At 74.1% G+C, this 21,656-nt stretch carries 22 protein-coding genes; 5 read left to right on the forward strand and 17 right to left on the reverse strand.

The features are described from left to right. The first annotated feature begins 44 nt into the window (after positions 1-44). Positions 45-536: an SRPBCC family protein gene (locus tag G8D98_RS14210; protein ID WP_229661958.1), complete on the forward strand. Its 492-nt coding sequence runs from the start codon at positions 45-47 to the stop codon at positions 534-536. 4 nt (positions 537-540) lie between these two features. Here G8D98_RS14210 and G8D98_RS14215 read toward each other — a convergent pair whose 3' ends face one another. The 9 genes from G8D98_RS14215 to G8D98_RS14255 are packed head-to-tail and all read right to left on the reverse strand — an operon-like array spanning position 541 to position 10,552. Further along, positions 541-2,133, reverse strand: coding sequence for a phytoene desaturase family protein (locus tag G8D98_RS14215; RefSeq protein ID WP_205859792.1), 1,593 nt, complete (start codon positions 2,131-2,133; stop codon positions 541-543). Positions 2,134-2,169: 36 nt separating this feature from the next. Next, positions 2,170-3,369 (reverse strand): zinc-dependent alcohol dehydrogenase, encoded by a 1,200-nt coding sequence (locus G8D98_RS14220; RefSeq protein WP_166104776.1) that lies wholly within the window; start codon positions 3,367-3,369, stop codon positions 2,170-2,172. A gap of 37 nt (positions 3,370-3,406) precedes the next feature. Continuing rightward, positions 3,407-4,135 (reverse strand): glycosyltransferase family 2 protein, encoded by a 729-nt coding sequence (locus G8D98_RS14225; protein WP_166104778.1) that lies wholly within the window; start codon positions 4,133-4,135, stop codon positions 3,407-3,409. Continuing rightward, positions 4,132-5,523, reverse strand: a complete 1,392-nt coding sequence (locus tag G8D98_RS14230; RefSeq protein WP_166104780.1) for a PIG-L family deacetylase — start codon at positions 5,521-5,523, stop codon at positions 4,132-4,134. Before G8D98_RS14230 ends, G8D98_RS14225 begins: the two co-directional genes overlap by 4 nt. Further along, the gene (locus tag G8D98_RS14235) at positions 5,520-6,539 is read right to left on the reverse strand and encodes an acyl-CoA dehydrogenase (RefSeq protein WP_166104783.1); all 1,020 of its coding nucleotides are present in this window, start codon (positions 6,537-6,539) and stop codon (positions 5,520-5,522) included. The genes G8D98_RS14230 and G8D98_RS14235 overlap by 4 nt, the downstream gene beginning before the upstream one ends. Beyond that, positions 6,536-7,432 carry a glycosyltransferase family 2 protein gene (locus tag G8D98_RS14240; protein ID WP_166104786.1) on the reverse strand — a complete coding sequence of 299 codons (897 nt, stop codon included), beginning with the start codon at positions 7,430-7,432 and terminating at the stop codon, positions 6,536-6,538. The genes G8D98_RS14235 and G8D98_RS14240 overlap by 4 nt, the downstream gene beginning before the upstream one ends. Then, positions 7,429-8,424, reverse strand: coding sequence for a UDP-N-acetylglucosamine--N-acetylmuramyl-(pentapeptide) pyrophosphoryl-undecaprenol N-acetylglucosamine transferase (locus G8D98_RS14245; RefSeq protein WP_166104789.1), 996 nt, complete (start codon positions 8,422-8,424; stop codon positions 7,429-7,431). The genes G8D98_RS14240 and G8D98_RS14245 overlap by 4 nt, the downstream gene beginning before the upstream one ends. After that, on the reverse strand, positions 8,421-9,497 hold the full coding sequence (locus G8D98_RS14250) for a glycosyltransferase (protein ID WP_166104791.1): 1,077 nt from the start codon (positions 9,495-9,497) through the stop codon (positions 8,421-8,423). The genes G8D98_RS14245 and G8D98_RS14250 overlap by 4 nt, the downstream gene beginning before the upstream one ends. After that, entirely contained in the window at positions 9,485-10,552 is a 1,068-nt protein-coding gene (locus tag G8D98_RS14255) for a glycosyltransferase (protein WP_166104794.1), read from the reverse strand. Before G8D98_RS14255 ends, G8D98_RS14250 begins: the two co-directional genes overlap by 13 nt. Before the next feature lie 132 nt (positions 10,553-10,684). Here G8D98_RS14255 and G8D98_RS14260 point away from each other — a divergent pair, with 132 nt between their 5' ends. Then, on the forward strand, positions 10,685-11,344 hold the full coding sequence (locus tag G8D98_RS14260; RefSeq protein ID WP_166104797.1) for a LuxR C-terminal-related transcriptional regulator: 660 nt from the start codon (positions 10,685-10,687) through the stop codon (positions 11,342-11,344). Between the two features lie 34 nt (positions 11,345-11,378). Here G8D98_RS14260 and G8D98_RS14265 read toward each other — a convergent pair whose 3' ends face one another. From G8D98_RS14265 to G8D98_RS14285, 5 genes are read right to left on the reverse strand one after another with little or no spacing between them, the layout of a single operon-like run. Then, complete coding sequence (locus G8D98_RS14265) at positions 11,379-12,449, reverse strand: YihY/virulence factor BrkB family protein (protein ID WP_166104799.1); 1,071 nt, start codon at positions 12,447-12,449, stop codon at positions 11,379-11,381. Then, positions 12,446-12,727: a DUF3618 domain-containing protein gene (locus G8D98_RS14270; RefSeq protein ID WP_166104802.1), complete on the reverse strand. Its 282-nt coding sequence runs from the start codon at positions 12,725-12,727 to the stop codon at positions 12,446-12,448. Before G8D98_RS14270 ends, G8D98_RS14265 begins: the two co-directional genes overlap by 4 nt. Next, positions 12,724-13,179 carry a phage holin family protein gene (locus G8D98_RS14275; RefSeq protein WP_166104804.1) on the reverse strand — a complete coding sequence of 152 codons (456 nt, stop codon included), beginning with the start codon at positions 13,177-13,179 and terminating at the stop codon, positions 12,724-12,726. Before G8D98_RS14275 ends, G8D98_RS14270 begins: the two co-directional genes overlap by 4 nt. After that, positions 13,172-13,468 carry a hypothetical protein gene (locus tag G8D98_RS14280; protein ID WP_166104807.1) on the reverse strand — a complete coding sequence of 99 codons (297 nt, stop codon included), beginning with the start codon at positions 13,466-13,468 and terminating at the stop codon, positions 13,172-13,174. Before G8D98_RS14280 ends, G8D98_RS14275 begins: the two co-directional genes overlap by 8 nt. Positions 13,469-13,515: 47 nt before the next feature. Then, positions 13,516-14,322 carry a mechanosensitive ion channel family protein gene (locus tag G8D98_RS14285; RefSeq protein ID WP_166104810.1) on the reverse strand — a complete coding sequence of 269 codons (807 nt, stop codon included), beginning with the start codon at positions 14,320-14,322 and terminating at the stop codon, positions 13,516-13,518. Positions 14,323-14,620: 298 nt separating this feature from the next. Here G8D98_RS14285 and G8D98_RS14290 point away from each other — a divergent pair, with 298 nt between their 5' ends. The 3 genes from G8D98_RS14290 (at position 14,621) to G8D98_RS14300 (ending at position 18,840) form a co-directional block, all read left to right on the forward strand. Continuing rightward, a complete protein-coding gene (locus tag G8D98_RS14290) occupies positions 14,621-15,349 on the forward strand; it encodes a TetR/AcrR family transcriptional regulator (RefSeq protein ID WP_166104812.1) in 729 nt (242 codons plus the stop codon). A 326-nt stretch (positions 15,350-15,675) separates the two neighbouring features. Beyond that, a complete protein-coding gene (locus tag G8D98_RS14295; RefSeq protein ID WP_166104815.1) occupies positions 15,676-17,583 on the forward strand; it encodes an Ig-like domain-containing protein in 1,908 nt (635 codons plus the stop codon). A gap of 327 nt (positions 17,584-17,910) precedes the next feature. Further along, complete coding sequence (locus tag G8D98_RS14300; RefSeq protein WP_166104818.1) at positions 17,911-18,840, forward strand: ketopantoate reductase family protein; 930 nt, start codon at positions 17,911-17,913, stop codon at positions 18,838-18,840. Positions 18,841-18,892: 52 nt separating this feature from the next. Here G8D98_RS14300 and G8D98_RS14305 read toward each other — a convergent pair whose 3' ends face one another. The 3 genes from G8D98_RS14305 to G8D98_RS14315 form a co-directional block, all read right to left on the reverse strand. Further along, complete coding sequence (locus G8D98_RS14305; protein ID WP_166104820.1) at positions 18,893-19,234, reverse strand: hypothetical protein; 342 nt, start codon at positions 19,232-19,234, stop codon at positions 18,893-18,895. A 1,022-nt stretch (positions 19,235-20,256) separates the two neighbouring features. After that, positions 20,257-20,814 carry a dihydrofolate reductase family protein gene (locus tag G8D98_RS14310; protein ID WP_166104823.1) on the reverse strand — a complete coding sequence of 186 codons (558 nt, stop codon included), beginning with the start codon at positions 20,812-20,814 and terminating at the stop codon, positions 20,257-20,259. 24 nt (positions 20,815-20,838) lie between these two features. Then, on the reverse strand, positions 20,839-21,231 hold the full coding sequence (locus tag G8D98_RS14315) for a hypothetical protein (RefSeq protein ID WP_166104825.1): 393 nt from the start codon (positions 21,229-21,231) through the stop codon (positions 20,839-20,841). Between the last annotated feature and the right edge of the window lie 425 nt (positions 21,232-21,656).

Genomic DNA, 21,656 nt, shown 5'->3' on the forward strand with positions numbered 1-21,656 from the left:
CACGCCCCGGCCGCCGGCCGGCCCGTTGACCACGGAGGACCCTCGTGACCGACGACCGTGCGCTGGACCGCCCCCGGGTGTCCCGGGCCGTGGCCGCTCCCGCCGAGGCCGTGTGGGACGTGGTCTCCGACGGCTGGCAGTACGCCACCTGGGTCGTCGGTGCGGCCCGCGTGCGCGCCGTCGACGACTCCTGGCCCGCACCGGGGGCACGGTTGCACCACAGCGTCGGCCCGTGGCCGGCCATGCTCTCGGACACCACGAGCGTCGAGGAGTCCGAGCCGCCCCACCGGATCGTCCTCACCGCTCGCGGGTGGCCGGTCGGGGAGGCACGGGTCGAGCTCGAGGTCGAGCCGGACGGCGCGCACGCCTGCCGGGTGTCGATCGCCGAGGACGCGAGCACCGGACCGGGTCGGCTCCTGCCGATGCCGGTGCGCCAGGCGGTGATCCTGCCGCGCAACCGGGAGACCCTCTACCGCCTCGCCCTCGTGGCCGAGGGGCGCCACCGCGAGGCTGCGCAGGGCACGGACGCCGGCTGACCGCTCACCGCTCGTCGAGCACGCGCGCCCACGCCGTGCCGACCAGCCGGCGACGAACCCGCCCCAGCGGTGCCCGGTGCCGCATCGCGGCCAGCGCCGCGTTCCAGCCGCACGCCCCGTGGACCCCACCCCCGGGGTGCGCGGCCGCGCTCGCGAGGAACAGCCCGGGCACGGGGGTCTCCGGTCGCCCGAGGCCGCGCGTCGGCCGGAGCACGAGCTGCTGGTGCAGGGCCGCCGTCCCACCGCTCAGAGCTCCGAGACTGAGGTTGGCGTCGGCCCGCTCGAGAGAGGCCGGGTCCTGGACGTGACGGCCCACGACGTGGGCGCCGAAGCCCGGCGCGACCTGCTCGAGCGCGGCCTCGACCCGCTCGACGTGCCGGGCCACGACCCCGGCGTCGCCCGCGGCAGCCCGGGGCAGATGGGTGTACGCCCAGGCCGACTCGGTGCCGTCCGGGGAGCGGGTCGGGTCGGCGGTCGTCATCTGCCCGAGGAGGAGGAACGGCGGGTCCGGGACGCGCCCGACCGTGAGGTCGGCCGCGACGTCGACGAGGCCGTCCTCGCCCACGCCGAGGTGCACCGTCCCCGCCTGGCGGACCTCGGGCGCGAGCCACGGCAGCGGCGCGTCGAGGGCCCAGTCGACCTTGAGGGTCGCCGGGTCCCACTGGAAGCGCTCGAGGTCGGCGAGCAACCGGCGCGGCACGTGGTGCTCCTCGAGGAGGCCGCGGTAGAGGGCGGGGGCGGAGACGTCGGCGAGGACGCCGTGCGGGGCACGCACCACCGACCCGTCGGCGAGCCGCGCGCCGCGGGCCCGGCCGCCGGCGACCTCCACCCGGGTCACGGCCTGCCCGCAGCGCACCTGGACACCGGCGGCCTCGGCTCGGGCACGCAACGCGGCCGCGAGCATCCCGGCACCCCCCTGCGGGACGGGGAAGCCGACGTCCTGGCCGAGCATCGCGAGCAGCCACCCGTAGAGGGCGCTCCCGGCTCCCTCGGGGGGCAGGTCGCTGTGCATCGCGTTGCCGGAGATCAGGACCCGCGCCTCCTCGCTGCCGAACTCCTCCTGCCCGAGGCGGCGCGCGGACAGGGCCGCGACTCGCGCCATGTCGAGGGACCCGGCCACCCGCGCCCGCCGGAGCAGCCGCAGCCCGGCACGAACCGGAGGGAACGGGGTGAAGAGCAGGTCCAGGAGCGGGTCGCGCACCTGCTGCCACCCGGCGACCAGCCGCAGCCACGCCTCGCCGTCTCCGGGCGCGCACGCCTCCAGGCCGGCCGCGGTGTCCTGCGGGTCGGCCTTCAGGGCGACGCCCCGACCGTCGGGGAAGGCGTGCGCGACCGGGTCGGCGGACCGCACCCAGGTCAGCCCGTGCGCGGTGAGGCCGAGGTCGCGGATGACCGGGCTGGCCGCGGCGAGCGGGTAGAACGCGCTGAACAGGTCGGTGACGAAGCCGGGAGCAGCAACCTCGCCACTGCGCACCGCGCCACCGACCTCGTCCTGCGCCTCGACGAGGACGACGTCCCACCCGGCGTCGGCCAGGGCGATGGCCGCGACGAGCCCGTTGGGGCCCCCGCCGACGACGAGCGCGTCGCACGTCGTCACGGCCACTCCCGGCCCCGCGGGTGCGTCGGGGGCATCTCAGCCGGCCCGGCGCTCGCTCGGGTCGAGGACCACCTTGACCATGCCGTCGTCCTTGGCCTGGAAGGTGGCGTAGGCCTCGGGCGCCGCGTCGAGCGGCAGCCGGTGGGTGGCGAAGCTCTCGACCCCCAAGGGGTCCTCGTCGGTGAGCAGCGGCATGATCTCGGGCACCCAGCGCAGCACGTTGGCCTGGCCCATGCGCAGCGTCACCTGCTTGTCGAAGAGGGTCATCATCGGGAGGGGGTCGGTCATGCCACCGTAGACCCCGCTCAGCGACACGGTCCCGCCGCGCCGGACGGCGTCCACCGCCGTGTAGAACGCGGCGAGCCGGTCGACCCCCATCCGGGTCATCAGCGGCTTGCCGACGGCGGACGGCAGCGCGGCGACGATCTTGTGCGACAGCTTGGCCACGCCCGAGCCGTGGGCCTCCATCCCGACGGCGTCGACGACCGAGTCGGCGCCGCGGCCCCCGGTGAGGTCGCGGACCGCGTCACCGACCTCGTCGACCTCGCGCAGGTCGATCGTGCTCACCCCGCGGGCGCGGGCTCGCTCGAGCCGTTCCGGGACGAGGTCGACCCCGATGACCTGCGCGACGCCGCGCTGCTGGGCGATCCGGCAGGCCATGTCGCCGATCGGCCCGAGCCCGAGGACGAGGAGGGTGCCCTCGGGGTCGGGGTCGGCGTAGGCGACGGCCTGCCAGGCCGTGGGCAGGACGTCGGAGAGGTAGACGAAGCGCTCGTCCGAGGGACCCTCCGGCACGGTGATGTGCGTGGAGGAGGCGTGCGGCACCCGCAGGTACTCGGCCTGCCCACCCGCGAGCGAGCCGTAGAGCTCGGAGTAGCCGAAGAGGGTGGCGCCGGTGCCCTGGTCGGTGTTCTGGGTGGTCTCGCACTGGGTCTGCAGCCCGCGCCGGCACATCCAGCACTCGCCGCAGGAGACCTGGAAGGGGATGACGACCCGGTCGCCCACCGCGAGCCCGGTGACCTCCGGGCCGACCTCCTCAACGACGCCCATCGCCTCGTGCCCGAGGACGTCGCCGGGGTTCATGAAGGCGCTCAGCGGCTCGTACAGGTGCAGGTCGGACCCGCAGATGTTCGTGCTCGTCACCCGGATGACCGCGTCGCCCGGAGCCTCGATCCTCGGGTCGGGGACCTCCTGCACCGAGACGTCCTTCGTTCCGTTCCACACCACCGCTCGCACGGCGACCTCCTGTCGTCGACTGGCCTGTGCCGGGTCGCTACCCGGTTCCGCTGCCGGACACACCCCCGGGCACCGGCAGGCCGGCGAGGTAGGACGCGAAGCCGCCCTCGACCCGGCCCAGCCGACGGGCCGAGGTCCGCACGCGCACCTGGTCGGTGGCCACCTCCGGGCGGGCTCGGGCGCGCACCGCGGCGACGAGCGCGACGTCCTCGTGCACCGGCAGGTCGGCGAACCCGCCGACGGCGAGGTAGGTGTCCCCCCGGATCCCGAGGTTGGCCCCGTGGACGTACTCGTGGCCGTCCCGGAGGGAGTGCCGCGCGTGCCAGGCGGCGAGCCGGGCGGGCTCGACGTCGCCGACCGGCTCCACGGTGCCGACGACGAGCTCCGCGCCGGCGTCGGCGAGCGCAAGCTGCCCGGTGAGCCAGTGGACCGGCACGAGGCAGTCGGCGTCGGTGCCCGCGACCCACGTCCCGCGGGGGGAGCCGCCCCGCGCGCGTACCGCGGCCAGGCCCGCGGCGACCGCCAGCCGGCGGGCGGCCCCCACCGACCCGGCGTCGCTGCGCACGACGGTGACCGGGCGGGAGGCGGCGACCTGCGCGGACGCGTCGAGACAACGGTCGAGCGCGACGACCACCTCGACACCGACCCCCGGTCGTGCCGTGCGCAGCCGGGTGACGGAGCGCAGCAGGGCGTCGAGGCAGTCGCCGAGGACGGCCTCCTCGTCGCGCGCGGGCACCGCGACGACGACGTGCTCGAGCCGGCTCACACCCGCCCCTCCCGCGACGCGACCGAACCGGCGGGCCCGCCGAGAACGTCGAGGAGGACGTCCGCGTCCTCGTAGTGGACGGCCGGTGCGAGGTCGGCCAGGGCACTGAGCGCCTGGGCGTGGACCGCCGGACCGTCGAGGGGCACCCCACGGGTCGGGTGACGCCAGTGGACGAGGACGACCTCGCCCCCCCGGGCGAGGGCGACCCGCAGCCGGCGCAGCGTCTCGAGCAGCTCCAGCGGGGTGAGGAAGTAGCCGACCTCGGAGAGGACGACGAGGTCGACCGGGCCGTCGGGGACCGCCTCCGGGGCGCGACCCGCCCGCCACTGGACGCCGTCGGGGGTGTGTGCCCGGGCCACGGCGAGGGCCCGCTCGCTGACGTCGACGGCGACGACGTGGTCCGCTCGCTCTGCCAGCCGGGTGGTCAGCAGGCCGGTGGCACACCCGATCTCGAGCGCAGTGTGGTAGTGCTGCCGGCCCAGGACGGCAGCGACGAGGTCCCGCTTGCGGCGCTCGAAGAAGGAGCCCTCGAAGCCCCACGGGTCCGGGCCCTCGTCGTACATGGCGTCGAACGGGGCCGCCACCTGCGCGTCGGGTCGCGCCGGGATGAGCGGCAGCGCCCCCGGGGCGGACAGGACCAGCTCGACGAGCCGCCCGGCCCGGCGGAGCACCGGCTCGGTGACGACCGGGCGGTCACCGGGACACGGCCCGAGCGGCTCGGTCTGCGAGGCGTGCTCCGCGACGGCGGCGGCCTTGGCGTCGAGCAGCCCGCGGTCGAGCTCGACGACGTGCGCCCGCGACCAGTCGAGGTCGTCCGGGCGGCCCCAGTGCCAGAGCCACAGTGGGTAGTGGGCCACGGCGGCACCCCGACGCCGCCCGGCCTCCTCGGCGGCCCGGCCGAGGGCGTCGTGGTCGGGGTGCCCGTCGCCGGTCCACGGCGCGAGGAGCAGCGTTCGCTCGCCACACCGGGCGGCGAGCTCGTCGGCGAGGCTCGGCTCCAGGCCGGCGAGCCCCCCGTCGGGAAGGCCGAGATGCTCGGCGGGCGACCCGGGCGCGAGCCGGCCGAGCGCGGCGTCGAGCTCGGCGCGGCGGACCGCGGCCAGCCGGGATGGCGACCAGGCGGAGGCGTCCGGGTGCGAGGCCGCACCGTCGGTGGCGACGACGACCCGCACCGGCAGACCCACGGCGTACGCCCCGGCGAGGACACCGCCGACGGCGAGCGTCTCGTCGTCGGGGTGTGCGGCGGCGACGACGAGCTCGTCGAAGCGCTGGGGCAGGGCCGCCAGGTCGACCGACGGCGTGGCGGACCACCGCGCGTCGAGGAGCCACTGCGGCTCCGGCGTCCCGGGCTCGGCATGGTGGAAGCGCCGGGGCGCCCGGCTGCTCACGACCCGTCCAGGGCCCCGAGCACGAGCCGGCCGAGCGCGGCGAGGTCGCGTTCGGCGTGGTGCTGGCGCAGGTAGACGGTGAGGTCGGCCACCCGGCGCGCGTGCTCCTCGTCGTGGGTGAGCGGCGCCGGGCCGAGGGCGTGCCCCACGGTGGCGAGGACGTCCTCGGCGGCGGCGGCGACGGTGGCCCGTACCCGGGCGGCGAGCAGGGCCCCCGACGGGCCCGTTCCGTCGCCGGCGGCGACCACGAGGGCGGCGTCGCGCAGCGCGAGAAGGGCTCCGTGGAGTGCCCGGTCGGCCCGGCCGAGGTGCATGAGTGCGACCTGGTCCGGCTCGCGGAGGGCGGCGGCGTCCACGAGGCGTCCGGCGAGGGCCGCGGCACCGCCGAACCACACGGCGGCGACCCCGATGCCTCCCCAAGCGAAGCCCGGGCGCTCGAGGTACCAGCGCGGGCCTCCGACGGGCACCGCGGGCACCTCGTCGAGCTCGAGGGTGCCGGTCGTGATGCCGGCGAGCCCCCGTGAGACCCACGTGCCGCTCTCGTGCCGGACGCCGCGGTGGCGCAGCGGGAGGGCGTACAGGCCGGGACGCTCGCCGTCCTCGACGGTGACCAGGGCGTGAGTCACCGTCGTCGCGAGCGAGCACCACGCCTTGCGCCCGGAGAGGAGCAGCCCGCCGTCCCGGCCGGGCGCCGCCCGCAGGACCGCTCCGGGGGCCCGCGCGGCGTACACACCGAAGGTGCTGTGGTCGTCGACGCCCACGTCACCCAGGTCCGGGTCGCCGGCCTGGGCGAGGATCGCCACCGCGTCCAGGTGGGGCTCGAGCGCCCGGGCGCTCGTGAGGTCGTCGGCACCGAGCGTCGCCAGGGTCGCGAGGTAGCGCCACGGCTCCTCGGCGAGCCCCCGGGCGACCGGGGCGAGCTCCCGGCCCGCCGCCAGCACCCGCTCGAGGTCGCCCGGCGGGACGTGGGGGACCTCGGGCAGCGCCCACTCCGCAGCGCGCCAGAGCGTGCTCACGCGTCGGTCCCCACCCGCAGGCCGCGGGCGCGGCTCGTGACGACGTAGCCGCCCGCGCCGTCGCTCTCGACGAGGCCGAGGTCCTCGAAGGCGTCGAGCCAGCCGCGCATCGGCCACCATCCCCATCTCCCGGCGAACCGGGCGCCGTTGTCGACGATGTCGTGCACGTGCTGGACGGGCAGCCCGCCGGCGCCGTGGTGCTGGTGGTAGGCGGCGGCGTCCCCGAGCCAGAGGATCGTGCCCCCGGCCGCGGAGACCCGTTGCCCGAAGTCCGTGTCCTCTCCCCCATACCCCACGTAGCCGTCGTCGAAGCCCCCGAGCACGGCCCAGTCGGTGGCCGTCGTGGCGAACGAGAGCGACCAGAACAGCCGGGTGTCCTGCCCGGGACGGACCGCCCCGGGCGGAGGGGCAGCACGCGCAGGGTGGAGGCTGGAGCCGCGCTCGAGCCGGTGCCACGTGCGCTCGGCCTCGGGCAGCGCCGTGGTCGCCGCGTCGAGGTAGCGGACGATCCCGCAGGCCACGGCCGGCCCGCGCGGGCTGCCCCCGACACGCCCCGCGAGGACACCGGTGTAGCGCGCGACGAGGTCCTGCCCGGGGATGCAGTCGACGTCGAGGAGGACGACGACCTGGGCGCCCCGGCCCACGGCCGCCTCCACGCCCGCGTTCCGGGCCCCCGCGAGCGGCAGCCGGCCGCCCGGGGCGGGTACGTCGAGGACGTGGGCCGGCGGCCCGGGCGAGCCGGCGAGCACCTCGCGCACCCCGGGGTCGTCCATGGCGACGACGACGTGCTCCTCGGGCGCGCGGGACTGCCGGGCCAGCCCCCAGCGCTGTCCGAGCAGATGGCGGTGCCGTCCGTGGACGATCGTCACGACGGCCACCCGTGGCTCGCTCATCGCTGCGCTCCCATCGCGTCGGCGAGCCCGTCGAGGTAGGCGGCGGCCGCACGCGCACCGGCCCGGGTGCTCCACCGCACCCAGCCGTGGCCCCCGAGGGCCCGCGCCTGCTGGAGCAGCTGGGGCCAGGCCGCCGGCACCGGCCACTCGGTCAGCCCGACGGCGACCCCGGCGGCCTCGACCGCCCGGGCCGTGGCCACCTGCTCGTCGTAGGGCCGCGGCTGGGCCACGACGACCGCCGGGCGACGGGCCGCGGCGACCTCGGCGACGGCGTTCTGGCCGCCGTGGGTCACGACGACGTCGGCGTCGAGCAGCGCCTGCCAGACCTGCTCGCCGCTCGCGTCGCCGGCGCACTCGACCCACTCCCACCCCGGCGTGGCCGCCCGGGCGGCATCGACCTGCTGCGCGCCGGTCGAGCGACCGCCGCAGCCCCACAGCAGGAGGACCCGGGGGGCGTCCCGCCGCGCCGGGGGACGCAGCGGCCGGTCGTCGAAGCGGCTCACCGTGCCGACCGGCCACGCCTTCTCGACCCAGCGCGCCGGCCAGTCCCGCTCGTGCGTCCCCGGGGGCCACGGCGCGAGGAGGGCCTCGGCGAGGTCGTAGGCCAGCTCGTGCGCCGGGTCCCGGCGGACACCGGGCAGCGCGGTGACGACGACGGGGACGCCGCACAGCCGGGCGAGCAGCGCGACCTCGACCGAGACGTCGACGACGAGGAGGGCGGGATGGCGCACGGCCGCCCAACGGGCCACCCGGGCGCTGCGGGCGGCCAGCCCCTCGTCGTGGCGCGGCGCCCAGTGGAGCAGTCCCCGAGCGCTCACGTCGGTCGGCGCGGGGTTGCGGTCGTCGCGCTCGAGCCGCAGCCACTCCCCCGGCCAACCCTCGGGCCTGGGGCCGCAGCCCAGCCCGGTGACCGGCCGGCGCAGGTGCGCGGCGACCGTGGCGGCCCGGGTCGCGTGACCCCGGCCGGCGTGGTGGACGTACCAGCCGATCACGCGACGAGCCCCGCGCTCATGCCCTCGTAGCGGGCGAGGTACTCCTGCACCATCCGGGCCACCGAGCACTCCTGGACGGCACGCTGCCGGCAGGCGCGGCGGTCGAGGCGCTCGGCGGCCACGACGGCGGCGGCCGCCCGGCCGACCAGGTCGGGCCCGTCGGGGTCGACGAGCACCCCCGTGGACCCGTCGAGGACCTCGGGCAGACCGCCCCGGCGGAAGGCCACCACGGGGGTGCCACAGGCCAGCGACTCGGCGGCGACGAGACCGTACGGCTCGTCCCACGCGGGCGTCACGAGGCTGACGGCGCTGGAGCCGAAGAGCCCGGCGAGCCCGGCGGTGTCGAGGTGACCGACGTACTCGACCCCGTCGCCGAGGAGGGGCAGCAGCTCACGCTCGACGTACCCCACGTCACCGACCGGTCCCGCGAGGCGCAGCCGCCGACCGGCCGCCCGGGCGATGCGGACGGCCAGGTGCGGGGCCTTCTCCGGGACGAGCCGGCCGGCCCAGACCAGGTCCGGGCCGCCCGGGCCCGGCGTCCAGCGGGTCACGTCGACCCCGTTGCGCACGACGTCGACGTCGGCGACGTGCCGCCAGGAGGCCGCCGTGTGCTCGCTGACGGCCACGTGGTGGGCGGTCCCACCGTTCCCGCGGGCGATGGCGATGGCGGGCTCGAGCCACGGGGTCGGCGGTGTGTGCAGTGTCGTCAGGACCGCCGCCGGGACCGAGGAGGCCATGGCGACCGGCAGGTGGTGGAGGCTGTTATTGTGGACGACGTCGACGTCGGTGCGGCGCTGCAGCTCGAGCATGACCTGGAGGTAGGCGTGGTGCTCGCGCAGCCAGGGCTCGGGCACCATGCTGACGTCCGCCGCGGCGGCCGCGCTGAGCCGGAGCGGGCTGGCCCGCAGGACGCGGGCGTCGAGCAGCGGGTCGCTGCCCTCCCCCGCGAAGACGGTGACGGCGACGTGCCGCTCCCGCAGGCCGCGCACGAGGTGCCAGGTCAGGGACTCCAGCCCACCGGCGAAGGGCTCCGCGACGGGGTGCCGGGAGGCGGCGAGGATCACGACGTGCACGCGACCTCCTTCGCGGCGAGGACGCTGCGGTAGAGCTGCGCGTGGGACGCCGCGAGCATCGCGCGCTCCGCCCGCCGGGCGGCCGCGTCGGCGCGCCAGGACGGGCGGTCCTCGTGGGCTCGGGTCACCGCGGCGACGAGCGATGCCGCGTCGCCCGTGCGGTAGCCGAGCACCGGGCGCTGCTCGGCGTAGTAGCCGCAGTCGGGCGCGACCACGGTCGTGCCGAGGTCGTAGCAGGCCTCCAGCCAGCCCGAGTGCGTGCCGAACCGGTAGGGCAGGACCGAGACGTCCAGCCCCTCGAGGTAGTCGACGAGCTCGTCGTGGGTGAAGTAGTCGTGCACGGCCAGCTCGAGCCGCCCGCACGCGGCCAGCTCCCGCAGCCGGGTCTCGAGGGCCGCGTCGTGCCGGGGGCTGCCGGGGGCCATGACATCGGTGTGCGCGTCGACGACCAGCCGTGCGTCGGGCCAGTCGGGGACGCAGCCCGCGAGGGCCTCGACCACCGGCAGGGGGTCCATCCCGGCGCGCAGGCTCTTGCAGTGGAGCCCGACGACGAACCCGTCGTGGCCCCGGCGCGGCCGGGCGATCCGGTCGAGGTCGACGACGTGCGGGTGCGGCAGCACGCGGGCGGCCCGTCCCGAGCGCCGTCGCACCTCGGCGGCCGCCCCGGGCGTCAGGGTGACCACCGCGTCCGCCGCCGCGAGGAGGGCGCCGAGCTGCGCGTCGTGCAGTGCGGGCTCCTCGTGGTGGGGGTTGCGCAGGTCGTGCACCGTAAGGACGAGCGGCTTGCCGAGCGTCCGGAGCGTGCCGGCCCAGGCGGCGAGGTCCTCGGGGTCCTGCGCGTCGTAGCCGAAGTGCACGTGGACGAGGTCGAACTCGTCGGCGTGCGCACGCACCCAGTCGGGGTCGAGGATGCGCGGCGGCCACCAGGGTGCGCCGGTCACCGCCCCGCCCGGGCGCGGGTCGGGCAGCCGGCGCACGTCGTCCCCGCCACCTGCCGGTGACAGGTGGCGGACGTAGACGTGGTCGCTGGGGACGGAGGCGACGCGGAGGCTCACGTCCCGGGTCCGGTGGTGCTCATCCCCCCACTGTGCAGAGCGGGGGCGGCCCGCCGCTGCACCCCAAAGGGTGGTTTGCGGGCGCCGGCCACCCCCTGCTCGCTCACCCGCCGGGTGGTCTATTTTGTCGCCATGGCGAAGCACGCGCGCCCGGTTCGGGTCGCCCTGGTCAACGACTACGACATCGTCGTCCAGGGCCTGGCGCGCATGTTCGAGCCGTTCCGCGACCGGGTGCACCTCGTCGAGTTCGACTCCCGGATGCCGGTCGAGCGGCGGGTCGACGTCCTCCTCTACGACACCTTCGCCCAGGACCAGGCCGACCGGGCCTCGATCGCCGAGATCCTCGCCGCGGGCGAGGCCGACCGGATCGTCCTCTACAGCTGGAACACCCACGAGTCGCTCGCCCGCACGGCGCTGGAGCGAGGGGCCGCCGGGTACCTCTCGAAGGGCATGACCGCCGAGCAGCTCGTCGCCGCCCTGGAGCGGGTCCACGCCGGCGAGCAGGTGACCGACCGCACCGACTCCACCGAGGACGCGTCCGGGGACTGGCCCGGCCGGGCCGAGGGCCTCACGGCCCGCGAGGCCGAGATCCTCGCGCTGATCACCCAGGGTCTGCGCAACGAGGACATCGCCCGCCGCACGTACCTCTCGATCAACTCGGTGAAGTCCTACATCCGCAGCGCCTACCGCAAGATCGGGGTGCAGCGGCGCTCCCAGGCCGTCCTGTGGGGTGTGCGCCACGGGTTCGAGCCCGACACCCTGCGTCGGCGCGGGCCGGACGCCGAGGACTGACCGCCCGTCGGGGCCCGGCACCGCCGGACCCGGCTCACTCATCGGACGGGGACTCGCTCTCGCCCGCGCTGCGGCGCAGCCGGCGGCCGCGCTCGACGTCCTCGGCACGCTTGCGTCGGGCCGTGCGCAGGGTGCGGTCGTCCCGGGTCGGCAGCTGGACGCTCTCCTCGGCCGGGATGCCCGCCTGCAGCTCCCGTCCGCGCTCGAGCTCGGCGTCCAGCTCGGCGCCGAAGAGCAGGGCCAGGTTGGTGATCCACAGCCAGAGCAGGAAGACGATCGCCCCCGCGAGCGAGCCGTAGGTCTTCTCGTAGCTGGCGAAGTTGGCCACGTAGAACCCGAAGGCGGCCGAGGCCAGCACCCACACGACGATGGCGAAGACCGCGCCGACACTGACCCAGCGCAGGCGTGGCTGCCTCACGTTGGGGGTGGCGTAGTAGAGGAGGGCGACGATGACGACCACCGCGAGGAGCAGCACCGGCCACTTGAGGATCCCCCAGAGCAGCACGGCGGTCGAGCCCAGGCCCACCGCGTCGCCGACGGCCTGGGCGGCCGGCCCGGTGAGGACGAGGCCCGCGGCGACGAGAGCCGCCAGGACGATGACGACCAGGGTGAGCAGGAGCATCTGGGGCCGCAGCTTCCAGAACGGGCGCCCCTCCCCGACCTCGTAGATGTCGTTCATGGCCCGCCCGAAGGAGGTGACGTAGCCCGACGCCGACCACAGCGCGGCGAGCAGGCCCGCGACGAGCGCGAACCCCGCACGCGGGGCTTGGCTCAGGGAGGTCAGCGTGGGCTCCAGGGTCGAGGCGACCGACCCCGCCCCGACGTCCTCAAGGATCCCGACGAGCGTGCGCACGGTGCTCCTGCCCTGCCCGACGAGCCCGACGAGGGAGAGCAGCGCGATGGCGGCCGGGAAGACCGACAGCACGGCGTAGTACGTCAGGGCGGCGGCGAGGTCGGTGCAGCGGTCGCGGGAGAACTCCCGCGCCGTGGTGCGCGCGACGTAGCGCCACGACGGCCGGGTGATCTGGGCCGGGGAGTCCGGCTTGCGCGCGGACTCCCCCTCCGGGGTCGCCGCAGCGGTCTCCGGGGGGTCCTCCCGGCTCATCGGCGACGGCCGAGGACCACGGCCGCTGCGACGAGACCGACGACGACGACCGCGGCGGCGGCGAGGACCGCCGTGCGCGGCCGCCCGACCTCGTCGGTGGCTGCCGCGCGCAGGGCCCGGGCCCGGTCGGACGCACGGCCCACGACGTCGACCTTGGCCTCGAGCGCGTCGATGGTGGCGGCGAGGTCCTCGCGGGTGGCCGCGATGTGCTCCTCGATCCGCTCCGGGTCGGTGCTCTCCTCGGGCCGGGGAGTCGGCTCGGGCGGGGTGGTGCTCATCGGGGGCCTCCCGTCGGGTCGGGGCCGGTCTCGTCGGTGGCCGTCGCCGGATGCCGGACGGCGTCGACGTCGGCCTTGACGTTCTCCACCGTCCGCTGCACCGGCGGCGAGGCCCGGCCGACCTGGCGTCGCCCGATGACCGCCGCCACCCCCGCGGCGACGAAGAGCGCCGCGGCGACGACGAGCGCGGCGAGCCACGCGTCGAGCACGAGGGAGAGCGCGAGCACCGCGGTCGCGACGAGCGCTCCCACGCCGTACAGGGCGATCAGGCCCGCGGTGCCGAACAGCCCGGCGCCGACCCCGGCATGCCGCACCGACTCCTGCAGCTCGGCCTTGGCCAGCTGGATCTCGGAGCGGACCAGGTCCGAGAGGTCCGAGCTCATCCGGGCGACGAGCTGGCCGGTGGACGCGGACTCCACCGGGGCGCTCGTGGGCGGCCGACCCTCACTCATCGGCGGAGCCCCCCGCCGAGCGCGAGGCGGAGGTGCCCGACGAGGCGCCGTCCACCGTGGGGTCCTCCCCGCCGTGGGCGATCTCGCTCGCCTTCCGGCTCGCCGCCCGGCCGGCGGCGCGGCTCAGCCGGGTGGCGGTCCGCTGGGCCTGGGCACTGCCCTCCTGCACCCGCGGGTGCTGCCACAGCCGGCGGGCCACCGAGCTGATGTCGTCGTAGCGTTCGCGTCCGGCGCGTGCGCCGAGGACGTACCCGGCGGCCGCCGCCGCGAGGACGGTCAGTCTGGCCATGCGTTCACTCCTTGTCTCGGGCGTGCCGTGGGCGGTGGCCCCGGGCCTCAGCGGGCGGGACCGGACCCACCGGACGTGGTCTGCTGCCCCGGCTCGAGGACGGTCGTCGTGGACGAGTCGCTCTCGTAGCGGGCCTTGGCCTCGCCCGCCGCGTGGCGGGCCTGCTCGGCCACACCCGGAGCGTCCTCGAGGTGCTCCTTGACCTTCGGCGCCTCCTGCTCGGCCCGCGTCAGGTAGGACTCCCACCGCGACTGCATCGGCTTGACCAGCCCCCCACCGACCCCGACGACCACGACCCCACCCACCGTGGCCAACACCGCGACCAACACCGGCGTCGTGACCGTCGTGGCGATCCCCACCTGGTTCAACGCCGCCACCAGCCCCAGCCCGATGACGAACACCGCCGCCACGTTCGCCAACACCCGCCCGTAGGAGAGCCCACCCAGGCTCCCCTCGACCAACGTCCTGAGCGCCGCCGCGACCGCCGCAGCCACCACGACGATCACGATCGCGACGAACACCGCCGGCAGGAACGCGATGATCCGGGTCAACAGGTCACTAACCGGGTTCGGCCCGAACGCCGAGAACGCCAGCTGCAGGGTGAACAGCAGCACGAAGTAGTACACCAGCTTGGCCAGGATGTCCGACGGGTCGTACTCCGACCCGGCCATCACCCGACCCACCCCACCCCGCTCGATCGCCCGGTCGAAACCCACCCGCTCCAACACCCCGGCCACGACCTTCGCCACCACCCGCGCCACGACGAACCCCACCACCAGCACCACAAGGAACAACACCAGCCTGGGCACGAACTCGGCGACCGTGGTCAACCCGTTCTGCAGTGCATCGTCCATGAGCGGAAAACCTCCGTGGTTCGGCGCGCCCGTGCGGGCACATCTGCGATGGCCGCCCGGGCGTCTCCCGGGCCGAGGCCCTGACCTGTGTCTACACCGTAGACCACATGTGTCTACAGCGTAGACAGGGATGCATCTACAACGTAGACCACATCTCCGGCCCGATGCGAGTCGTGGACCGCGGCGTTCGGCGCCACCCGGGTGCGGGCGGGGGTGACGCGGACCGGCGCGGGCAGGGACGACAATGGGCCCAGGCCGGGCGCACCGGCGCACCCGAGCCCCGACCGCGAGGACTGCCATGACGAGCGAGCACACCCCCACCCCGGAGCAGGCCGCGACCCCCGCCCGGCCCCTCGGCCGGGAGCTCATCGTGCAGGAGGCCATCGCGATGATCGACGAGCACGGCCTGGAACGGCTGACGATGCGATCGCTCGGGGCCCGGCTCGGGGTCGACGCGATGGCCCTCTACCGACACGTCAACGGCCGTGAAGACCTCCTCGAGGGCATCGTCGCCGCGCTCGTGGACCAGATCCAGGTCGACCCCGACGGCCGCCTCGGCCCCACCGAGGGATGGCAGGGCCTCCTGCAGTGGCTGGCACGCTCGGTCCGCCAGATCGCCATCGACCACCCGCGGATCTTCCCGCTCGTGGCCACCCGCCACCCGGCCGCCCCCTGGCTGCGCCCACCCCTGCGCAGCCTGCGCGTCGTCGAGGACTTCCTGCGCGGACTGACCGACCGCGGCTTCAGCGACACCCAGGCCGTCGAGACCTACCGCGCCTTCACCAGCTTCCTCCTCGGCCACCTCCTGCTCGAGGTCGCCGCCGCCGGCGCCACCACCGGGCCGGTGGAGCAGCCGCTCGACGAGGGCGACGCCGACCTCGAGCCCCACGACCAGAGCCTCGACGTCACCGACTACCCCCTGATCACCCGCACCCGGGCGCTGCTGTCCGAGGACCACACCGAGCGCGACTTCGAGGTCGCCCTCGAGGCGCTCCTGGACCGCCTCGACCTGGCCCTGAGCCAGTGACGCTTCAGGATCCCGACACACGGCTACGTCGCCGACATCATCACCCGGACACCAGCAAACCGCCGCCCGACCGCGGTTGTCGAAGAAAGATCGAGCAATTGACTGCGGAACTCCAATATCGGGTTTACGTTGTAGACCGGTCACGGCGACGTCGGCGTTGCTGCAGATCAGCGCGCTGAGGCCGTGGGCAGGGGCCTGCACCACGCACTGTGTTCAGCGAAGGGGCGGTAATGTTCAGATTCCTCATGTCACGGCGTCGGGGTCGCCCGGTGGCCGTGGGCGCGGTAGCGGTGGTCGCTGCCGCGCCTTTCGTCCTCCTGCCCGGGGTGGCGTCTGCCGCCCCGTTGCCGGCCACCTACACGGCGACGGCGTCCGGCGACGTCCTCACCGTCGAGAGCACGCTGGCCGGCGGTGAGCTCGCGGCCGTGGACCTGGTGCACTCCGATGCCAGCGTGGACAGCGAGGCCGACCCCGCGGCGAGCGCCACCTCGGCCAACCTCGGCGCACAGGTGGGCGGCTTCGCGACGGTCGACGTCGACAGCAACACGACGACGGCGCCGCCCTCGGGCTCCGACAGCGGCTCGCTGCTCGAGGCCTCGGCGCTCGGTCTGAACACCGGCGTGATCACCTACACCGACACCGCCACCTGGGCCGGCGCGGAGGCCTGTGTCGACGACGGCACGCCCATCTCCCAGGCGAGCACGGAGACGGCAGGGGCCTCCCTGGACCTGCTCGGCACCTCGGTCCTCACGACGGGTGTCTCCTCGGTCACCGGCACGACGAGCCTCGAGCAGACCGACCCGACCTTCGACACCCGTGCCGTGGTGGCCACCACGACCGGCGAGCTCACCGACCCCGCTCTGCTCGACGGTCTCCTGACGATCGACGTGCTCAGTGCGCCGACGCTCACCGCGACCGCGACGGGCACCGCCGACGGCTCGGACGTCGTCTTCACCCCGGCCGAGGCGACCGCGACGGTCGGCGGGACCACGGTGACCCTGGACGCCGGGGCCGACGTGCCGCTCGACGTGCCCGGTGTCGGGTCGGTCGTCCTCCACCTGAACTCGGCGAGCGAGCTGGCCAACCGCAGCGTCGCCGCGGACGGGACGAGCGCCAGTGGTGACGCGGTCGCGCTGACCGCCGACATCACCCTGCTCGGCGGAACGGGCACGGTGAGCGTGGACCTGCTCCCGCTGCACGCCGAGGCGACCGCCCCGGTCGGTGGGGTGGAGTGTGGCCGGCTCGCGCCGGCCGTCGACATCGTCACCCCGGCCGACGGGTCGAGCACGGATGACCCGACCCCGCCGATCACCGGCACGTCGAACCAGCCGAACTCGACGGTGACGCTCGTCATCGACGGTGGCGACCCCGTCGAGGTCGACACCGACGGCGACGGCAACTTCACCTACACGCCGACGACGCCGCTGACCGAAGGCCCGCACACCGTGGAGGCGTCGGTCACCGACGGGGCCGGGGACACGGCGACCGACAGCACGACCTTCACGGTCGTCGCCGCGGACGTGGAGCCGACGGTGGACATCACCTCACCCGAGGACGGGTCGAGCACGGATGACCCGACCCCGCCGATCACCGGTACCTCGAACCAGCCGAACTCGACGGTGACGCTCGTCATCGACGGTGGCGACCCCGTCGAGGTCGACACCGACGGCGACGGCAACTTCACCTACACGCCGACGACGCCGCTGGCCGAGGGCCCGCACACGGTGACGGTCACCGCGGAGAACGACGCGGGGAGCGCCAGCGACAGCGTCACCTTCACCGTCGTCGCCGCGGACGAGGAGCCGACGGTCGAGATCACCGACCCCGAGGACGGGTCGAGCACGGATGACCCGACCCCACCGGTCACCGGTACCTCGAACCAGCCGAACTCGACGGTGACGGTCGTCATCGACGGTGGCGACCCCGTCGAGGTCGACACCGACGGCGACGGCAACTTCACCTACACGCCGACCACCGCGTTGGCCTGTGGTGAGCACACGGTGACGGTCACCGCGGAGAACGACGCGGGCACCGCCAGCGACTCCAGCACCTTCACCGTCCTGTGTGCGGCGGGTGCGGTGGCCGATGCCGGGCCGGCGAGCCTGGCCTACACCGGGTCCGACCTCGGGATGGAGCTCTCGGTGGCCGCGGCGCTCCTCGCCGCCGGTGTGCTCTTCGTCGGGGCGTCCCAGCTCCGCCGACGGCGCTTCGTGCCCCGCCACGCGGCCCGGTAGAGCGGCGGCTCCCGGTCTCCGGGAACCGGTCGTGCGAGACACGCGACAGTGACGACCGGTCCCGGGTGGCGGGGCCGTACGCTGGAAGTGGCCGCCCAGGAACGTGGCGAGGCCGACACCTCAGGTAGGAGTGTCGGCCTCGCCACAACGCCCGCCCCCGCCTTCCCCTGCATCGGGCGGGGGCGGTGCGTTGGCGTCAGTCTGCCCAATCACTTGACCAAGTAGGGGAAGTTCCTTGACCCATTCCTTACCTTCGGCTCAGGATCGTTCCCTTGCGGCCCACATGTCACATCTGGGCCGGGGCGCATTGCGTGCCCAGACCATCCGATGACCCGGGTGGGGGTCGTCGGTGCCGGCGTTGTAGGGCAGGTTTACGCCGGCCTGCTGCACCAGGCAGGAGTCAACGTGACTCTCATCGCTCGCGGGGAACGACTGCCCGAGCTCGGGACGGGAATTCGGCTCGAGTGCGCGCGGCCTGCCCTTTCCTCGGGCAGCGTGAGGGTGCCGGTGGCCGACGCGGCTGCATTGCCGCCGGTAGACGTCCTCATCCTCGCCGTGCGCGCTCACCAGCTTCGGGAAGCGGCCGCGCTGGCCGATAGCGCCACGGCTCCCGTCGTTGTGACCCTGATGCACCTCACCGGTGGTGCCGCGGAACTGTCGGCCAGAGTCGGCGCTGGTCGCCTCGTGCGAGCCTTCCCCGGCTTGGGGGGCCGGCGCGGACCCGACGGAGTCGTCCACTGGACGCCCGTGAAGCAGCAGCCCACCACCGTCGACGCCCACGCCGTCCATGGCCAGGAGATGGCCACCCTGCTGAGGCGGACGCGGTTGCCGGTGGTGACCGAGCCGCGGATGAGCGACTGGCTGGCGACCCACGCCGTGCTCGTCGCCTCCCTCGGCGCCGGCGTCCTCCGTGCCGGGGGTGACCCAGTCCGGCTCGCGGAGGACCCCGTCTTGATGCGACAGACCATCGATGCCATTCGAAACGGCTTCCGGGCACTGCGCGAACGCGACCAGGACGTCCGGCCGCCCAACCTCGCGACACTCTTCGGCCCGGTGCCGCCCCGCTTCGCCCGCCTCTACTGGCAGCACGCGCTCCGGACGGACGTCGGTACGCTGAGCATCGCCCCCCACGTGCGGGCCAGTGCCCGTGACGAGTTCCCTGGTGTCTGCCGCACCGCCCTCACCCACACGGGAGGGGATGCCTCCCCCCTTGCCGCCTGGCTCCAACCGCATCTCGCTGAGGACCCGGAGTACTAACTGCCTGGGCTGACCACGACCGCTGGCTCGCGGGACGCTCCACAGCCGCCGCTCACCAGTACGGCAACGCGGCGCGCAACCGCCGACTCAATCGCTGAAGGCTCAAGACAAGCTCGGGTCGCGTCGTGGGGGCGCCCTCTGAAGTGCCCCGAGTGACCGCCCGGCCGCCCCAGGTAGCCTGCTCGTCGTCAACCATCGCCAGCTCCAGCAGGGCCGCGAACTGCGCGACCGCGGCCATGGCCTGCGCCAAGTCACGAACCGGGACCGGGACGGCCTCGTCGGGGCCTCTCTGGGTCGGCACTCGATACAGGATGCCGCCGACCCGGACCTCCACTGTCGGGCTGTCTGGGTACTTCTGCACCGATGGGTGGTCAAGCGGCTCGCCGCCGTTCACGTCTGGCCTCCTTCAGTCGGCTGCACCCATCGTTGCTGACCGCCCACATGTGTGCTCACCAGGCAGTCGTCATCGATCCTGCGGGTCCCCCGTTCGGCCATTTCTGCACGTCGCATTACTCGGCGCCCCCTCCGGACGAGGGGACGCCGTGTCGTCTGAGGCCTCGCCGGCAACGTCCGCGCGCCTGCTCGCCACCACCGCGACCCCTGTGTTGGTCACGTCTCGGCCGAGGCTCGTTGTCGGTCAAGCTCAGCCAGTGCTCCTCTGGCCACGGTCGGCTCTTCCCAACAGCAAGAGGGCGCCATACCGGGATGCACTTCCAAGAGTCCGGCCTCGTGCAGCTCCTCCGCCAACGGCAGCGTCCCGTGCAACGCAGCGGTGGCTAGCCAGGTCGCCTGATGAGCTCGACGACCACATCCGGCTCGGCTGCTCGACATCCCGTCCAGCTCGACCGTGGAGTCGGCCGCTGGGTCGGGCGAGGCCCCCTGCGGCTTCGCCGACGCACAAGAACCGAACGCCACGGTGACTCGGCCGTCTGCCTCGAGCCTGACGTGCCGTGCCGCGTACCTCAAGATGGCCGCCAACACCATGGGCAGGGAACACGCGGACTTCCTGCATCAAGGAGCCGTCGATGCCTAGGTAGCCCAGCACCCGAGGCCCCCGCCAAGACATCTCTATCTGAATTCGCCCTGGCCGGTCTCCACTTGGCGATCGACCACTACCGGACAGGATGCGAGGTGCAACAGGCTCGCCAATGTCTTGCGCAACGGGACTCCCCCTGCAGCGTCCCTCCCACGCACAACAAGCCGGCGGTGCTCTCTGCACGCTCGGCGCTCGCGCACTCACCGGCTACACGCGCGACGACGCGTTCACGGCCTGGGCGAGAGAAGTGTGGGTGAGATGGCACCGTGTACACGCTGAAGGGGCCGAGATGACGACCAACGACGAGTTGCAGCCACTGACAGGCTTCGGGCTCGCCCTCACCACCGAAGGTCGACGCGGAAACGCCGGTGGCGATGCCACTATCGGGGTCGGAATCGCATCGCAACGACACCGGAACGGAACGCTCGCCGGGCCACGAGCTCCAGCTGGATGCGTTCACGCAGGCCGGCGAGCAGCGACGGACCGTGTCCGACCACGACGGGGTGCACCAGGAACTCGAACTCGTCTATCAGCCTCAGGTCTGCCAACGTCGTGGGGAGCGTCACGCCACCGACCCACAGGCTGCCGTCGGATTCTTCCTTGAGGCGCTGGATTGCCTGGCCAACATCGCTTTCGAGCAACCGGGCGTTCCAGTCGGGCGAACTGAGGGTGCGGGAGACGACGATCTTCTCTGCTCGGTCGATGGTCTCGGCGAAGGGCACCTGCCAGTCGGCCATCCAGTCGGGCCACCCCCCGTCGGCCGGGCGCCGCCACACCGACTCCATCATCTGATAAGTCACCCGCCCGAGAATCAGGGCGTCGGCCCGCGCGAGCTGGGTGGTCCAGTAGGCCATCGACTCCTCGTCCGGAAGTAGCCCAGCCTCGTGGTGACAACAGCCGTCGAGAGTAACGTTGATCGAGTAGCGAAGTGACCTCACCGCGTCACCACCGGGCTTGCGGGCTCACCGAGCGCTGGGTTGCTCGTCGTTTAGCAGCTGAGCAGCGCGTTGATGAGAGCCGAGCGCGAGCCTGATGTCCCGGAGCGGGATGTTGCGCGACGCAAGGGAACGGGCCGCAGCCCGGGACTCACGAGCCGCCGCCGAGATCGCCTCCGCAGCTGAGGCGCGCAGGCGCTTCGCTTCGTGCAGGTGGTCTTGGACCTCCCCAGGCAGGTCGAGTTCGACGACGAGGTCGAACGATGCCGGGTCAACCTCGCGCACAACTGCGACCAGGTCCCGTGCCATCGCCTCGACCTCCCGCAGGGTGCGAGCCTGGGCCTCCCGGTCGACCTCGGGAACACGGATCAGCCACAGGCTGCCTTCGCGCTGCACACGCGCCGAGTAGGTGTCCATCATCGCAACGAGGCCTTCCCGGTCCTCACTCCTTAGTCTAGTGCACCCTAGACAGGCGAGACCGTGCAGCATCCGCGCCCGCTGGAGGCTGTCGCACATGCGAAACATCGAACACCTCCAGGATCGACGTCCACGTGAACATCCACGGGCTACGTGGTCGCCGGTGGGAAAGCCGCAGCGCTAGCCGGGGCCAAGCCGCGCCTGACGCTGTGTCGGGGCGGGACTCAGTGCGAACACGGGCAGATCGCGGGCGACGGCGGCAAAGTTCGCCAGCGGCGCACCCACGGGGACAGGGATGTGTGGACGGCTACCGGGGACCTTCTCCACGTACCTCTGAAACACCACCGCAGTCTTGGTAGTCCGGGGGCGCTGGCACTGCTGCGGCCCTCAGGCAGCGTCTAGGGGTGGTCCTTCCTGTTGCCGGCGGG

It is taken from the genome of Phycicoccus endophyticus, assembly GCF_011326735.1.
In the GTDB taxonomy this organism is placed as follows: Bacteria; Actinomycetota; Actinomycetes; order Actinomycetales; family Dermatophilaceae; genus Phycicoccus; species Phycicoccus endophyticus.